This window comes from Achromobacter aloeverae, from assembly GCF_004121055.1.
GTDB classification, from domain to species: Bacteria; Pseudomonadota; Gammaproteobacteria; order Burkholderiales; family Burkholderiaceae_B; genus Bordetella_C; species Bordetella_C aloeverae.
Window position 1 is genome coordinate 584,610 of record NZ_PYAL01000004.1, and the last position, 16,171, is coordinate 600,780.

The 16,171-nt window shown below is 66.6% G+C and carries 13 protein-coding genes and 1 pseudogene; 8 read left to right on the forward strand and 6 right to left on the reverse strand.

The genetic code is table 11. The features are described 5' to 3' along the window. Positions 1-7: 7 nt before the first annotated feature. The 4 genes from C7R54_RS16690 (at position 8) to C7R54_RS16705 (ending at position 4,995) form a co-directional block, all read left to right on the forward strand. On the forward strand, positions 8-340 hold the full coding sequence (locus C7R54_RS16690) for a DUF2818 family protein (RefSeq protein WP_129151542.1): 333 nt from the start codon (positions 8-10) through the stop codon (positions 338-340). A gap of 246 nt (positions 341-586) precedes the next feature. After that, positions 587-2,920 (forward strand): catecholate siderophore receptor Fiu, encoded by a 2,334-nt coding sequence (locus C7R54_RS16695; RefSeq protein WP_129151543.1) that lies wholly within the window; start codon positions 587-589, stop codon positions 2,918-2,920. Positions 2,921-3,056: 136 nt separating this feature from the next. Continuing rightward, a complete protein-coding gene (locus C7R54_RS16700) occupies positions 3,057-3,737 on the forward strand; it encodes a Fe2+-dependent dioxygenase (protein ID WP_129151544.1) in 681 nt (226 codons plus the stop codon). Positions 3,738-4,500: 763 nt separating this feature from the next. Next, entirely contained in the window at positions 4,501-4,995 is a 495-nt protein-coding gene (locus C7R54_RS16705) for a hypothetical protein (protein ID WP_129151545.1), read from the forward strand. Here C7R54_RS16705 and serB read toward each other — a convergent pair. Further along, complete coding sequence (serB, locus tag C7R54_RS16710; protein WP_129151546.1) at positions 4,941-5,798, reverse strand: phosphoserine phosphatase SerB; 858 nt, start codon at positions 5,796-5,798, stop codon at positions 4,941-4,943. The genes C7R54_RS16705 and serB overlap by 55 nt on opposite strands. A gap of 113 nt (positions 5,799-5,911) precedes the next feature. Continuing rightward, positions 5,912-9,361 (reverse strand): transcription-repair coupling factor, encoded by a 3,450-nt coding sequence (gene mfd, locus C7R54_RS16715; protein WP_129151602.1) that lies wholly within the window; start codon positions 9,359-9,361, stop codon positions 5,912-5,914. A gap of 53 nt (positions 9,362-9,414) precedes the next feature. Here mfd and C7R54_RS16720 point away from each other — a divergent pair, with 53 nt between their 5' ends. Next, positions 9,415-10,254, forward strand: coding sequence for an IspD/TarI family cytidylyltransferase (locus C7R54_RS16720; protein WP_129151547.1), 840 nt, complete (start codon positions 9,415-9,417; stop codon positions 10,252-10,254). Further along, positions 10,251-10,736, forward strand: a complete 486-nt coding sequence (gene ispF, locus C7R54_RS16725; protein WP_129151548.1) for a 2-C-methyl-D-erythritol 2,4-cyclodiphosphate synthase — start codon at positions 10,251-10,253, stop codon at positions 10,734-10,736. The genes C7R54_RS16720 and ispF overlap by 4 nt, the downstream gene beginning before the upstream one ends. 144 nt (positions 10,737-10,880) lie before the next feature. On the opposite strand, the gene C7R54_RS16730 is transcribed toward ispF, so the two are convergent. The 4 genes from C7R54_RS16730 to risA form a co-directional block, all read right to left on the reverse strand. After that, positions 10,881-11,399: a carboxymuconolactone decarboxylase family protein gene (locus C7R54_RS16730; RefSeq protein WP_129151549.1), complete on the reverse strand. Its 519-nt coding sequence runs from the start codon at positions 11,397-11,399 to the stop codon at positions 10,881-10,883. A 93-nt stretch (positions 11,400-11,492) separates the two neighbouring features. Next, a complete protein-coding gene (locus C7R54_RS16735) occupies positions 11,493-12,041 on the reverse strand; it encodes a peroxiredoxin (RefSeq protein ID WP_094852399.1) in 549 nt (182 codons plus the stop codon). Between the two features lie 53 nt (positions 12,042-12,094). Next, positions 12,095-13,459, reverse strand: coding sequence for a sensor histidine kinase RisS (risS, locus tag C7R54_RS16740; RefSeq protein ID WP_129151550.1), 1,365 nt, complete (start codon positions 13,457-13,459; stop codon positions 12,095-12,097). A gap of 67 nt (positions 13,460-13,526) precedes the next feature. Next, positions 13,527-14,261 (reverse strand): response regulator transcription factor RisA, encoded by a 735-nt coding sequence (gene risA / locus C7R54_RS16745; protein ID WP_066639002.1) that lies wholly within the window; start codon positions 14,259-14,261, stop codon positions 13,527-13,529. A gap of 129 nt (positions 14,262-14,390) precedes the next feature. Between risA and tsaB the strand changes: the two genes are divergently transcribed. Continuing rightward, on the forward strand, positions 14,391-15,707 hold the full coding sequence (gene tsaB, locus C7R54_RS16750; protein WP_129151551.1) for a tRNA (adenosine(37)-N6)-threonylcarbamoyltransferase complex dimerization subunit type 1 TsaB: 1,317 nt from the start codon (positions 14,391-14,393) through the stop codon (positions 15,705-15,707). Further along, positions 15,700-16,171, forward strand: a pseudogene (locus C7R54_RS29255) (hypothetical protein); the annotation flags it as partial. The gene tsaB and the pseudogene C7R54_RS29255, both read left to right, overlap by 8 nt.

The following is a 16,171-nucleotide window of genomic DNA, read 5'->3' on the forward strand; positions in this document are numbered from 1 at the left end:
GTCCTCCATGAACCAGACCCTGGCTGTATGGTTGCTGATCGCGCTAGCCGCGATCAGCGCCAATCTTCCCTTCCTGAATGAACGCGTGTTCGCCCTCTTTGCCTGGCGCAGGGCAGGGGAGCCCGCGACCAAGCCGTTCTGGCTGCGCATGGTCGAGGTGCTGGTCTTCTACGTGATCGTGGGCCTGATCGGTTTCGCTTTCGAATCGGCGCTGGGCAATCCGTTCCCGCAAGGCTGGCAGTTCTACGTAATCGGGCTGTGCCTGTTCCTGGTGCTGGGCTACCCGGGATTCGTGATTCGTTATCTACATAAAAGGCATGGCCGCGCTACCCGCGACTGAGATGGCAATACGCCCGGCTTGATTGCCGGACGCTCGGACAGGCCAGGAAAAGGCGGAATTCCCCCCGGGGGAATTCCGCATTTTTTATTGTCGTCGCCCGTCATGGGCCGCTGATCAGCGTGTAGCGTTTTGACGACATGAGTTCCAGCGCGTCTTTATGAAGATTGTGCAGGCTTTTAACGGTATGTATGATTCGTAAATCAATCAAAAACAAGAATCATTGTCGTTATCGTTATTTAAAGAGCCATGTCATACATAAAAAACCGCAAGGGCGCGCCGGCAAGGGCGTTGGCCCAAGGTAGCGCCGTGGGTACGGCTGCCGCCTCCGTCCTGGCCACCGTGATGCTGGGGCAGGCCGCGCCGGCGATGGCGCAAAGCGCCGGCACGTCCGGCGTCACCACGCTCGCTCCGGTCCAGACCACGGGCGACCGCGGTAACGACTACAAGGCGGACCGGCTGGAGTCGCCCAAGTTCACCCAGCCCCTGGTCGATACGACGCAGACGGTGCAGGTCATCACGAAGCAGATGATGAAGGACCAGCAGGCCACCACGCTGACGGATGCCATGCGCAACGTCGCCGGCGCCGGCACCTTCTTCGCGGGAGAGAACGGCGCGACCAGCACCGGCGATACGATCTACCTGCGCGGCTTCGATACCTCGAACAGCATTTATATCGACGGCATCCGCGACACGGCCTCGGTCAAGCGCGACATGTTCAACTACGACTCGGTCGAAGTCATCAAGGGGCCTTCCGGCTCGGACTATGGCCGCAGCGCGCCCAGCGGCTCAATCAACCTGAATACCAAGCAGCCCAAGCTGGAAGACAGCTTCGACGCCAGCTTCGGTATCGGCAGCGCCCGCTACAAGCGGAGCACCCTGGACTGGAACCGCCAACTGGGCGATACGACGGCCTTCCGCCTGAACCTGATGGGACTGGATTCCGACCAGGCGGGCCGCAACCAGATCGAGAACAACCGCTGGGGCGTCGCCCCGTCGTTCGCCTGGGGCCTGGGCACCGAAAATCGCGTGTATGTCGACTTCATGCACATCAAGCAGACCAATGTGCCCGATGGCGGCGTGCCCACCATCGGCCTGCCCGGCTACAGCGCGCCGAGCGCGGCGCTGGGCTTCATGAACAACGCCCCGCGGGTCGACACCAATAATTTCTATGGCACGTCCTCGGACCACGACTACGTGACCACCGACATGGCGACGCTGCGGCTGGAGCACGACTTCAACGCCAACACGACGCTGCGCAATACCACCCGCTGGGCGCGCACCAAGGAAAACTACCTGTTGACGTCCTTCCTGGTTTCCGCGCCGGCGTCGCCCTATACGTCGGGCCTGCAGCCGGGCTACAACGCGGCCGACCCGTCGACCTGGTACGTCGCGCGTTCGCCCAACCAGAAGAATGTCAGCAACCGCATCCTCACCAACCAGACCAATCTCACCAGCAAGTTCTCCACCGGGTCCCTGAAGCACGACATCAGCGCCGGCTTCGAACTGACGCGCGAGACCCAGTACAACTACGGACTGAGCGCGGCGGTGGAACCGGCGGTCAGCCTGTACAACCCGGACAGCAGCGTCAGCGCGCAGGGCATCCACAGCAACGGCGCCGATGCGCACGCGCAGACGGATACCGTTGCCGCCTATATCTTCGACACCGTCGAGATGAACGACTGGTGGCAGGTCAACGGCGGCATCCGCCTGGACCACTACCGCACGACCTATGACAGCGCCACCGCATGCGGCGGCACGGGCCGCAATGCCGTGCCGTGCGCAGGCGCGCCGACGGGATCGCCGATCGGCACGATCGACACCAAGAAGTCGGGCAACCTGGTCGACTGGAAGCTGGGCACCCTGTTCCGCGTGGCGCCCAATGGCAACATCTATGTCAACTACGCGGTGTCGCAGCAGCCCCCGGGCGGCGCGACCTTCACGCTGGCGGCCGACGGCACCAATGCCAACAGCCCCGATTTCAAGCCGCAAAAGGCCAAGACGGCGGAACTGGGCACCAAGTGGGAGTTCTTCGACCGCAACCTGCTGGCCACCGCCGCGCTGTTCCGCACGGACGTCGAGAATGACGTGCAGACCGAGTCGGACGGCACCATCTCGCAAACCGCGAAGAAGCGCGTGCAAGGCCTGGAGCTGGGGCTGGGCGGCCAGATCACGCAGAACTGGTCCGCCACGGCCGGGTACACGATCCAGAACGCCACGGTGGAAAATGGTCCCGCCGTCAGCCAGAACGGCGGCAACAACCTGAGCTACACGCCCAAGCATGCCTTCACGGCGTGGACGACCTACCAACTTCCCTACGGCTTTCGCCTGGGCGGCGGCGCGCGTTACGTAGGCAGCATGGACCGCGGCACCGACGGGGCGGTGGGTACGCCCGACCACGTCCAGTCCTACTGGGTCTTCGACGCCATGGCGGGCTACACGGTGAACAAGAACCTGGATTTCCAGTTCAACGTCTATAACCTGTTCAACAAGGAGTATGTGGCGGCGATCAACAAGAGCGGATATCGTTACTTCCCGGGCGCGCCGCGCACGGTGCTGCTGACGGCGAATATCCACTTCTGAGCGGACGTACGCCAGGCCGGGCCGGCCGCCGGCGCCAGGCTCGCGGAGATATCCCGCGAGCCTGGCGCCGGCGGCTGTTGCTTTCCGCGACGGCGCGCGCCCGCTGTCCGTCTTATCCCTACACGAGGCAACCGACATGATGCTGCACATACCCCAGATCCTGCAGCCCGATGAAGTCCGGGAGGTACGCGGCCAGCTGGATGCCGGCCCCTGGGTGGATGGACGGGCGACCGTGGGGGGGCAGGGCGCCGCGGTCAAGCGCAACCGGCAGCTTGACGAGAACTCGCCGCTTGCGCAGTCGCTGGGCGAATACGTCTTGCGCGCATTGGCCCGCAGTCCTACCTATTTCGCGGCGGCCTTGCCCTTGCGCACGGTACGCCCCTTGTTCAATCGGTACGCATCGGCCGAGACCTACGGTTTCCATGTGGATGGCGCGGTGCGGACCTTTCCCGGTGCGCCGGGGTGGCTGCGCACCGACCTGTCGGCCACGTTGTTCCTTTGCGATCCCGACGAGTACGAAGGCGGGGAGTTGACCGTCCGCGACACGTATGGCGAGCATGCCGTCAAGCTGCCCGCCGGCGACATGGTGCTGTATCCCGCCAGCAGCCTGCATTGCGTGACGCCTGTCACGCAGGGGGAACGCAGTGCCTGTTTCTTCTGGGTCCAGAGCATGGTGCGCGAGCACGGCCGCCGGCAGATGCTGTTCGACCTGGACCAGACCATCCAGGCGCTGCGCGCGCAGCACGGCGAGACCGAGCACACGCTGGCCTTGACGAATCACTATCACAACCTGCTGCGGGAGTGGACGGAGGTTTGATGGTCGGGGCATGATGCGCCGGCTCGGCCCCGGGCCCCGGCGCTGAACCGCGGGCGTATCGAGACGGCGTGGACGCCAGGCGCGAGGGAACCGCGGCGGATGATTTCCCACTACCAAGGCTTGGACTTGGGCTTTTGGGCTTGGACCTGGGCGCTGGCCATCAAGCGCCGGTCACCGGTCATCGGGCTTCGAGCGTGCTGCTTAAGCCTTCGGACATTGTGAGGAAAGGAATATGATCCCCGCCGCCAACCCCTCAGCTATCTTCGTTTCATCTTCGAACACGGCTCCCAATGACGCTGGCGGTCCCGCGACCGCGGCCGCGCTACCGATTACCCAGGCGAGCGGCCGTGGCGTCCATGGCCTGCGCGCCCAGCGCGCGCGCGGAAGGCAAACCTTGTCCTTGCGGAGGAATACGGGCCCCTACGAGCCGAGTGCGGTGCGGGCCCAGGAAAGCCAGGCACGGCGCGCTACCCACGCCGCCAACCCGCAAGTGGGCGGCGCCATGACGCTCGACGTGTATGCCCAGATGATGACGGGCCTGCTCGGCAGCGCCGGTTCTCGAATGCCGCAAATACCAGCGTTGGCGGCAATGCCGCCGCAGATACCGATGTCCCGGTCGGCGTCGACGTCGCTGCCACGATCAATGCAAGTGCCTCCGTCAGCACCTCCGGCGATGCCACTATCGATGCCTATGCTTTCCCCCATGCCCATGCCGCCTGGCATGAGAGCGGGGCAGCCACAGCCCGCGGAGTGGGCCGGCGCCATGCCTGCCGGCATCGCGCCGGTGCCGCCGTTGCTGATCGACCCGCATGTCTTCGATATTCCGCAAGCCGATTTCTCGAACGCGATCCCGGAGGCCGCTCGGGCGCTGGCCTTGGCCGCCGCCGAGTTGAGGGGATATGCCGCCCGCTTGGAAACCCGGACGCTGGACCTCTCCATGCAGGCGATGACGGTTTCCGGGACATCGGCCGACCTTGCGGACGCCCGCCTGATGCTGTCGCGGTCCGCGCAGATCGCCCTGGGCGCCTACACGGTGGTGCAGACCTCGGCCGACCTGCTGGCGGCGCGAGGCGTGTTGGAACGGCTCGATGTCGCCGTGCGGGCGGGGGCGCAGGCGCGGCCGAACAGCGTTGCCTCCGAGGCGGCTCGGCCGGATAGCGCGGCGACCGAGCCGGCGCGGCTATCGCCCGTGCCTCCCATACCTCAGCCCTCGAACCAGTTCAACACCCCATCCAGCCCCGACACATTCAACGCATAGCGCGTCTGCTCGCGCACGATGGGCTTGGCGTGATAGGCCACGGACCAGCCGGCGGCTCCCAGCATCTTCAGGTCGTTGGCGCCATCGCCCATGGCGATGACCTGCTCCGGCGCCGCGCCGTGCTGGCGGGCGAATTCGCGCAGGCGCGCGGCCTTGCCCTGGGCGTCGATGATCTCACCCCGTACCTTGCCGGTCAGCACGCCGTTCTCGATTTCCAGATCATTGGCCTGGGCGTTGTCCAGCTTCAGCCGCTCGCGCAGACGATCGGTGAAGAAGGTGAAGCCTCCCGACACCAGCATGACCTTGATGCCCGCCGCCTGCGCGGTCTCTATCAGCCGCTCGGCGCCCGGGTTCAGGCGCAGGCGTTCCTCGTAGACCTGTTCCAGCGCGCGCGCCGGCAGGCCGGCCAACAGCGCCACGCGGCGGCGCAGGCTTTCGGAAAAATCGGTGATTTCCCCGCGCATGGCGGCCTCGGTGATCTCCGCCACCTTGGGCTTGACGCCCGCGATGTCGGCGATTTCATCGATGCACTCGATGTTGATCAGCGTCGAATCCATGTCCATGACCAGCACCTTGCAGTCGGACAGGCGGCTGCCCTTGGGCACGAAGGCCTGGTCGATGCCGTTGCGGTCGCACCAGTCGCGGACCTCGGCGCGGGTGGCGGCGTCGGTCTGTACGTCGAGCAGGCGCGCGGCGGTGGCACTGAGGCGTTGCAGGCCCTGGGCCTGCGCCAGCGCGGCGACTTGCTCGGCCTGTTCGGACGAGAGGGAAAGCGATTGCAGGACCAGGTGATGAATCGTCATGGCTATGAAGGGATGTGGATGCGATGATGGCCGCCGGCCCGGCCCCTGGTGCAACATGGGGCGGGGCCGGCGGCCGGATTAGGGTCGGGTTCGCGGCGGCCGTTTCATTGCGGTCACGCCAGGGCGCGCAACACGGTGCGCACGGCGTCGACGCGTGCCGGCACCTGCTGGCCCTTGATCTCCACGCGCAGCTTGTCCTGGCCCGCCAGCTTGATGTGGCGCTGTTTCTGCACCAGTTCGATGATGCGTATCGGGTCCACCGCGGGCTTGGGACCAAACTGGACCAGGGCCTGGCTTTCGCTGGCATCGATCTTGACGATGCCCAGCGCCAGCGCGGCCAGGCGCAGGCGGTGCGTGGCCAGCAGCGTCGTGGCGGCTTCGGGCAACTTGCCGAAGCGGTCTATCAATTCCTCCTGGATGCGGATGACCTCGTCGTCGTTCTCCGCGTGCGAGAGGCGCTTGTAGACCGCCAGGCGCGCGTGCACGTCGGCGCAATAGTCCGATGGCAGCAGGGCAGGCGTGTGCAAATTGACTTCGCAGGCCGTATTGAAAGGGGCGTCCAGGTCGGGCTCTTCCCCTGCCTTGAGCGCACGCACGGCTTCGTTGAGCATTTCGGTGTACATGGAGAAGCCCACCTCCTGGATATTGCCGGACTGCGATTCGCCCAGCACTTCTCCCGTGCCGCGGATCTCCAGGTCGTGCATGGCCAGGTAGAAGCCGGAACCCAGTTCCTCCATCGCCTGGATCGCCTCCAGCCGCTTCTTCGCGTTGCTGGTGATCGCGTCCTCGCCCGGCGTCAGCAGATAGGCATAGGCCTGGTGGTGCGAGCGACCGACCCGGCCGCGCAGCTGGTGCAGCTGCGCCAGGCCGAAGCGGTCGGCGCGATGGATGACGATGGTATTGGCGCTGGGCACGTCGATGCCGGTTTCGATGATGGTGGTGCACAGCAGCACGTTATAGCGCTGCTGGTAGAAGCCCTTCATCACCTGTTCCAGTTCGCGCTCGGCCATCTGGCCGTGCGCCACCGCGATGCGCGCCTCGGGGACCAGCTCTTCCAGGCGCGCGCGGCGGTTGTGGATGGTCTCCACTTCGTTGTGCAGGAAATAGGCCTGGCCGCCGCGCTTGAGTTCGCGCAGCAGGGCCTCGCGTATGGTGCTGCCGTCCTCGCGCCGCACGAAGGTCTTGATGGCCAGGCGTTTCTGCGGCGCGGTGGCGATGACGGAGAAGTCGCGGATGCCCTCCAGCGACATGCCCAGTGTGCGCGGGATGGGGGTGGCCGTCAGTGTCAGCACGTCGACCTCGGCGCGCAGGGATTTCAGCGCTTCCTTCTGGCGCACGCCGAAGCGGTGTTCCTCGTCGATGATGACCAGCCCCAGCTGCTTGAACTGGACATCCTTGGAGAGGATCTTGTGGGTGCCGATGACGATATCGACGCCGCCGCTGTTGATGCCCTGGATGGCGGCCGAGATTTCCTTGGCCGAACGGAAGCGCGACAGTTCCACCACGCGCACCGGCCAGTCGGCGAAGCGGTCCGCGAAGGTTTGCGCATGCTGCTCGGCCAGCAGTGTCGTCGGGCACAGCAAGGCCACCTGCTTGCCGTTGGCCACCGCCAGGAAGGCCGCGCGCAAGGCGACTTCGGTCTTGCCGAAGCCGACGTCGCCGCACACCAGCCGGTCCATGGGCTTGCCCGAGGTCATGTCCAGGATCACGGCCTGGATGGCGGCCGCCTGGTCGGCGGTTTCCTCGAAGCCGAAGCCTTCGGCGAAGGCCTCGTAGTCGTTCAAGGGCAGCTTGAAGGAATAGCCTTCGCGGGCGGCGCGCTTGGCGTAGAGGTCCAGCAGCTCGGCGGCGGTGTCGCGCACCTGCTTCGCCGCCTTGCGGCGCGCCTTGTCCCATTGCCCCGAGCCCAGCTGGTGCAGCGGCGCGGCCTCGGGATCGGCGCCGCTATAGCGGGCGATCACGTGCAGCTGCGATACCGGCACGTACAGCGTGCTGCCGTTGGCGTATTCGAGATGCAGGAATTCCATCTCGCCTTCGCCCATGTCCATGTTGACCAGGCCGTGGTAGCGGCCGATGCCATGCTGGGCATGCACCACCGGGTCGCCCTCGCGCAGTTCCGACAGGTCGCGCACCATGGCTTCGACATTGCTGGCGCGTTCCTGGGCGCGGTGGCCGCGGCGGGCCGTGGTGGTCTGGCCGGGGTAAAGGTCGTTTTCCGTGATGAAGGCGATGCGTACGCCGGGCAGGCTGAAGCCGGTCGTCAACGGCGCGGCCAGCAGGGCCAGCTCGCTGTTCGACGCACGGAAGTCGTCGATGGACGCGGGCTCGGCGTCGGGCCGCAGGTCGAACTCGCCCAGCATCTGGCTCAGCGTCTCGCGCCGGCCGGCCGAGTCCGCGCACAGCAGCACGCGCCAGCGGCCGCTTTCGACCACGGCGCGCAGGCGGTTGACCGGATCGTCGGCGCGCCGCGTGACGGCCACGTCGGGCGCCGGGCCGATGTCCGGATGCTTGTCGTCAGCCGTCAAGGCCAGGCGCTCGAAGGCCTTGAGGTGGCCGAACAGGTCTTCGCCGTCCAGGAACAGGCTGGCGGGCGGCAGCACGGGACGCTCGCGGTCGCTCTTGAGAAAGTCGTAGCGGCTGGCCGTATCCTGGCCGAAGCGGCGCATGGCCTCGTCGATATCGCCCAGCGTGACGGTGATGGTGCCGGGCGCCAGGTAATCGAAGAGCGTGGCGACTTCCTCGAAGAACAACGGCAGGTAGTACTCCACGCCGGCGAAGGCGATGCCGGTGCCGATGTCGCGGTAGGGCACGGCGCGCGAAGGATCGCCTTCGAAGACTTCGCGAAAACGCGCCCGGAACCGGTTGCGCGCGTCCTCGTCCATGGGAAATTCCCGGCCAGGCAGCAGCTGTACCTGGTTGACGGGGTACAGGCTGCGCTGCGTATCGACGTCGAACGCGCGGATCGATTCGATCTCGTCGTCGAACAGGTCGATGCGATACGGCACCACCGAGCCCATGGGGAACAGGTCGATCAGGCCGCCGCGCAGGCAGAATTCGCCCGGCGCGGTGACCTGCGTGACGTGGGTGTAGTTGGCCAGGGTCAACTGGGCGCGCAGGCCGGCTTCGTCCAGCTTGTCGCGCTGCTTGAACGAAAACGTATAGGCCGCCATGAAGCTTGGCGGCGGCAGCCGGTACAAGGCCGTGGTGATGGGCACGGTAAGCACGTCGACCGCGCGATGCATCAGCGCGTCCAGCGTTTGCAGGCGCTGGGAGATCAGGTCGTGATGCGGCGAGAAGGCGTCGTAGGGCAGGGTTTCCCAGTCGGGCAGCTGGCGCACGCGCAAGGTGGGCGCGAAAAGATGGATTTCCTCGGCCAGGCGCTGGGCTTCCAGCGGGTCGGCAGTGAGGATGACCAGGGGCTTGCCCGCCTGCCGGGCGAGGTCGGCCAGCAGCCACGCATCGCCGGACCCCGGGGGGCGCGGATGCGCGTAGCGGGTGCCAGGTTTGAGTGCGGCAAGCAGGGGGGCGGTCGCCGGGACCAGGGGGGGCGTTGCGGCCGCCATCGTGGGGGAGGATTCAGCTGACATGAGTGGAAGGATTATAAAATCTCTGGCCTATGTCCGTGTCTCTTCTTGCTCTCGTTCCCGCCGCCGGTGTCGGCGCCCGCGCCCAGCCTTCCAAGGCCGAGCCCCTTCGGTCTGAACCCCTCCGGTCTGGATCCCTTGGGTTCGAGCCCCTCGGGTCCGGGGCCGCGCCGCGATCCGGCCTGGACGCTGCCTCCGCAACCGCCTTGCCCGCGCCCGTTGCCCCGCCTGCCGGCCCGCTGCCGAAACAATATCGGCTGCTGCGTGGCCAGCCCATGCTGCGCCACGCGGTGCTCGCCTTGCTGGCGGACCCGCGCATCCGCGAGGTGCGCGTGGCCGTGGCGCCCGATGATCCCTGGGCTGCCCAGGCGCTGGCCGGGCTGCCCCGCACCGTCGTAAGCCACTGTGGCGGAGATACGCGCGCGGCTACCGTGGCTCATGCCCTGGCCGACAGCGGCGCGGCGGCCGACGACTGGGTGCTGGTGCACGATGCCGCCCGTCCCGGCCTGCCCGCCGACGCCCTGGGGCGCCTGATCGATGCCTGCCTGGGCGACGCGGTGGGCGGGCTGCTGGCCTTGCCGGTCGCCGACACGGTCAAGGGCGGGCGCTTGGACACTGCCTCACCCGCGCGGGTGCGTGTTACCCGTACGCTGGACCGTGACGGCCTTTGGCTGGCCCAGACGCCGCAGATGTTCCGCGCCGGCATGCTCGCCGATGCCCTGCGCGCCGCCGCGCGGGCTGGCGTGCCGGTCACCGACGAGGCGTCGGCCCTGGAAGCGGCCGGCCACGCACCTTTGCTGGTGCCGGGCGCCTTGCGCAATTTCAAGGTGACCTGGCCCGATGATTTCGACTTGATGGAAAAATGGCTATGACTATCCCGTTCCGTGTAGGACAGGGCTTCGATGTCCACGCGCTGGTGGAGGGCCGCCCGCTGGTCATCGGCGGCGTGACCATACCCCATACCCATGGCCTGCTCGGCCACTCCGATGCCGATGTCCTGCTGCACGCGGTCACCGACGCCGTGCTCGGCGCGGCGGGCCTGGGGGATATCGGACGGCATTTCCCGGACACCGATGCGGCCTACAAGGGCGCCGACAGCCGCGTGCTGCTGCGGGCCGCCATGGGGAAGGTGGCGGACGCCGGCTGGCAGGTCGTCAACGTGGACGCGACGGTGCATGCCCAGGCGCCGAAGATCGGCCCCCATGCCGCCGCCATGGTGGCCAATATCGCCGCGGACCTGGGCATCGCGGCGGACACGGTCAACGTCAAGGCCAAGACGAACGAAGGATTGGGATACCTGGGGCGCAAGGAAGGCATCGCGGCGACCGTCGTGACGCTGCTGGCGCGCGTGTGAAAAGCGCCGACGGCTTCGTCGGCGCTTTCGGGCGGGGTAGGGCCAAAAGAGCCGACGGGTTTCGTCGGCGCTTTCGGGCGGGGTAGGGCCAAAAGAGCCGACGGGCTTCGTCGGCGCTTTCGGGCAAGGCGTATCGCCAGGCGCTTACTTGCCCTGGGCCGCCAGTACCTGGGCGGTGGCGTTCACGACCGCCGCGATGCGGCCGACGTCGCGCAACTGTTCGGTGCTGTAGCCTTCCTGCTTCAGCAGGGCATAGTGCGACTGGATGCAGAAATGGCACTTGCCGATGATGGACGCGGTCAGGGCAAACAGCTCGAAGCGCTTTTTCTCCACGCCGCCGCTGGTCGCATAGGCGTTCATGCGCAATTGCGCCGGCAGGCCCTTGAGCTGGTCGTCGCCCGACATCTCGACATACGGGTACCAGACATTGTTCATGCCCATCAGCGACGCCGCGGTGAGCGCGCCGTTCGCATCGGTCTCGGACAGGCCCTTCTTGAAGGCTTCGACCAGCACCGGGCTGCGCGCGGCGAAGGCGGCGGCCAGGGCGGCGCCGACGGCATCTTCCGCGGGCAGGGTGGAACGGCCGATCACCGAATCCAGATTCAGGCGGATGTCCTTGGCCCAGTCAGGCACGAGTTCCTTGATGGCTTGGAGGAATTCCATAGTTTTTACCTATAATCCAGGGCTGTTAAAGCCCGGCGAACCGGGCTGGTAGCGGCCTGCGTACTCCATCGGAGTGCCAGGCCCCCATGCGAATTACAGCGTCGCGCCGCCGACCGAGCGGTTGCAGGCGCACAGCTCGTCGGTTTGCAGACCGTCCAGCAGGCGCAGCACTTCTTCAGGGTTGCGGCCCACGTTCAGGTTGTTCACCGACACGTGCTGGATGACGTTGTCGGGATCGACGATGAAGGTCGCGCGTAGCGCAACGCCGGCCGACTTTTCGCGGATGCCCAGCTGGTCCACCAGGGCGCCGGTGGTGTCGCCGAACTGGTAATGACCCAGCTTGTTCAGGTCCGGATGCTCACGACGCCAGGCCAGCTTGACGAATTCGTTATCGGTGGAGCCACCCAGCAGAACGGCGTCGCGATCCTCGAAGTCCTTGGCCAGCTTGTTGAAGCCAACGATTTCGGTCGGGCACACGAACGTGAAATCCTTCGGGTAGAAGTAGATCACTTTCCACTTGCCAGGAAACGAGCTTTCGGTGATGTCTTCGAAGGCCGAGACGCCGTTTTCCTCGTGCTGATTGAAGCCGGGCTTGACGCCGGCAACCTTGAAGGGCTCGAGCTTGTCGCCAACAGTTTTCATGTGAACTCCTGGTTTGTTGGGTTGGGGAAACCTTGTAAGCGTTAAATTTTACGCTATTGGTTTTCACTGTCTAATTGATAATTCCTAATCTTTGTTTTGGGCAATTCTATCCGCGCCGTCAGCCCGCCGCCCTGCCGGGGCATCATCTTCAGCGAACCGCCGACGTGCTTGAGCAGGCGCTCGACGATAGCCAATCCCAATCCCGCGCCGCTGACGCCCGTGCGCGCCGCCTCGCCGCGCGAGAAGGGGCGCAGCAGCCGCTCGACGTCGTCGCTGGCGATACCCGGGCCACGGTCGGAAACCTCGATGGCGATGATATTGCCCTCTGGTTGCACCGCCATGACCAGGTGCGCCTGGCCGTCGCCGGAACGGCCGTAGCGGCGCGCGTTTTCGATAAGGTTGCTGACGATGCGCTTGAGGTCCAGCGCGGTGATGCGGGCGCGCAGGCCCGGCGTGATGAAGGCTTCCAACTCGCCACCCGTGGACGCGGTATGGCTGCGCTCGCGCTCCAGCAGTTCGGTGAGCACGCTGGAGATATCCGTCGCCATCTGCGGCAGGGTGCCGGCGGGCCGCGCATATTCCATCAGTTGGCCGATGCTGTGGTCGATCTGGGCCAGGTCCTCGTCGATGGCCTGGCGCGCGTCTTCCGACACGCCGCTCATCTCGATTTCCAGGCGCATGCGCGCCAGCGGCGTGCGCAGGTCGTGCGAAATGCCGGCCAGCATCAGTTCCCGGTCCGCTTCGGTCTGCCGGATGTCCTTCGCCATGCGGTTGAAGGAGGCGTTCAGGTCGCGGATTTCGGCTGGCCCGTTTTCAGGCAGGGGGGCGGGCGTTTCGCCCCGCGACAGGATCTGCGCCGCCTTGGCCAGGCGCGACAGCGGCCGGTTCACGAATCCCACGCTGACGGCTGCGCCCACCAGGGACAGTAGCAGCGCGGTCGCGCCCCAGCCCAGCCATTCGATGCCGCCGGTCAGGCCTATCTGCTCGCGCTCGAACACCAGCCAATAAAGATCGTGGTCGATCTGGAAACTGACCCAGAAGCCGGGAACCTGGTTCACGCCCCAGGAAATCTGCGTCTCCGGACCGAAGCGCGAACGGATATGGTCTGCCACGCGCTGCCAGTAATCGTCGTGGGGCAGGGGTTCGGCGAAGTCGGTGACCTCGCGCGGATAGACCTGGATACCTTCATTGGTAGCCAGGTCCAGCAGCAGCTTGCTGCGCTCGTCGGCCTGGGAATAGACCAAGGCCGTACGCGTGATATTGACGGCCGTGATCACCCGCTGCGCCATTTGATTGGCGCGCGGTCCCAGCTCCATACTGAAAAACACCTGCAGCCAGGCGCCCAGACTGACCAGCATCAAGGCGGCAAGCAGGAGAAAAGTACGGCCGAACAGCCCTAGACGTATACGCGACGCCATGCTTGAGAGGATCCTGCGCGGGCGGGGCAGGGACGTCGCCCCTCATGCCCCGGACCGGGAAAGTGGATCAGCTGCCGCCGTCCGGAACGAAGACGTAACCCAGTCCCCACACGGTCTGGATGAATACCGGCTTCGATGGATTGGGTTCGATCAGCTTGCGCAGGCGCGAAATCTGAACGTCCAGGCTACGGTCGAAGGCTTCGTACTCGCGGCCACGCGCCAATTCCATCAACTTGTCGCGGGACAACGGGATTTTCGGATGACGCGCAAAGACCTTCAGGACCGAGAATTCGCCGGTCGTGATGGGCACTTGCTCGTTGTTGCGAGTGAGGGTGCGCGTGGACAGGTTCAGGACATACGGCCCGAACGCGATGGATTCGTTTTCCTGGCTGGGCGCGCCCGGGTGCTCTTCGGTGCCGCGGCGGCGCAGGATCGCATTGATCCGGGCCAGCAGCTCTCGCGGATTGAAGGGCTTGGACAGGTAATCGTCGGCGCCCATTTCCAGCCCGACGATACGGTCGATTTCTTCCGCCTTCGCCGTCAGCATGATGATGGGCGTATTGTCATGGCCCCCACGCAGGCGGCGGCAGATGGATAATCCGTCCTCGCCGGGCAGCATCAGGTCCAGCACCAGCAGGTCGAAGTGTTCGCGCTGCCAGAGCTTGCCCATCTCCTTGGCGTCCTCGGCCACGAATACGTTGAATCCCTGTTCGGACAGGTATCGCCGCAGCAGGTCGCGCAAGCGGGGATCGTCATCGACGACCAGGACCTTACGGGTGGGGGTAGTGTTTTGCGTGTTCATGGCGGCAAATGTAACAGCGGGGATTTTGGACCGCTAGTGGGCGTTCACAAGATATTACACATTGGGAATATCGGTTGAAATCCCCCTTACAAACGAGGCAAATGCGGGTTTTCCGTACAATCTTTCTCCATGAATCTCACCCTTTTGGCTCTGGAAACGTCCTCTTCGCGCTGCGGCGTCGCCCTTCTTCATGGCGACGCCGGCAATCCCCACATCCTCATCCGGGAGCATGAGGGCGCCCAGGAGCACGCGGAGCGGCTCTTGCCCATGGCGCGCGAACTGCTGGCGCAAGCCGGCCTGGACGTGGCGGACCTGGACGCGGTGGCCTTCGGCCAGGGGCCCGGGGGCTTTACCGGCTTGCGGGTGGCGTGTGGCGTGGCCCAGGGAATAGCCCTGGCGCGGGATATTCCCGTGCTGCCCGTGGTGTCGCACCAGGCGGTCGCGGCCTTGGTGCCCGCGCGTCCGGACCAGGCGGTGATGGTGGCCTTGGATGCGCGGATGGACGAAGTCTACCTGGCGGTCTATAGGCGCCTGGACGGCGCCGCCGACGATACCCGGTGGGAAGTCTTGCAGGCCCCCATGCTGATTGCCGCGGCGGAGGCGGTGCCCTGGACAGAGGCCCAGCTGGGCGGCTGGAGCGACCGCTGCGGGGCGCCCTTGTCGGTGGTGATCGCGGGCGACGCCTGGGATACGCTGGCCGCGCACATGGCGCCCCCGGCGGACTGGCCCCGTTTCGATGCCACCCGGCCCGAGGCGCGCCAGGTGGCGCGGCTGGCCGCGCAGGCGTGGCGCCGGGGCGAGGCGGTGGCGGCGGAGCTGGCGGCGCCCCTGTACGTGCGCGACAAGGTGGCGTTCACGACGGCCGAGCGCATGCAGGGGCAGGGCGGCAATCCCAAGGCGGAGCCGGCCTCGTCCCTGGCCCAGCATCTGCCGCCGGCGCCCGAGGCCCCGACGCTGCGGACCTCGGAGGGGGCGCCCGCCGAACTGGGGCCCCTGCATAGCGATGACCTGGACGAGATGGCCCGCATCGAGGCCGCGGTGCAGGCCTTCCCGTGGTCGCGCGGCAATTTCGCCGACGCCCTGGCGTCCGGCTACGACACCTGCGGCGTGCGCCGCGACGGCCGCCTGGTGGGCTTTTGCATCCTTATGCATGCCCCCGATGTTTCCCATCTGCTGGTGATCGCCGTCGAGAAATCCCTGCACGGCCAGGGCCTGGGTTCGCACCTGATGCGCTGGTGCGAGGCCCGTACGGCGGCGCGCGGGATCGGCGGCCTGCTGCTGGAGGTCCGGCCGACCAATACCCGCGCGCTGGCGTTCTACGAGCGGCACGGTTTTCTGAGGATAGGGGTGCGGCGCGGTTATTATCCCGCCGGCAAGGGACAGCGCGAGGACGCCGTGGTGATGCAGAAGCGCTTGGCGCATGACGAAGAGGCAGGCAATGACTGAAGCGGGCGGAGCGCCGGCGCCGTTGCGCGTCAACGCCCTGCAACGGGCCTGGCTGCGCGAGATCGGCATCGAGAAAGTATGGGCGCGCCAGGAAGCGGGCGAGCTGGAGGCGGGCGCCGGGCAGGCGGCCGCCGGCCGTTCGGCGACGGGTGGCATGCTTGCCGGCGCTGCCGGACGGGTCGCGCCATTGCCCGCGGGCGGCGCCGCGACGGCCGGGATGCCGGCCACGGCGGCTGGCGCGCCGGCATCGGCGCAGGCCGACCAGGCTGAAGCGGTCCGACGGGACCTGGGGATGCAACGTGGGCAGGGAGGTCCGGGCGGTCCGGCAGGCCAAGCGGCCCAGGTTGCCGCGCACGGGGCCGGCGCGCCGGCCTCCGCCGGGTCGCCGGGCGCTCCCGGCACGGCCGGCGCCGCCATGCGACCGGCCGGCCCTGCCGGCGCTGCGGCCGCCGCGCGCGGCCAGG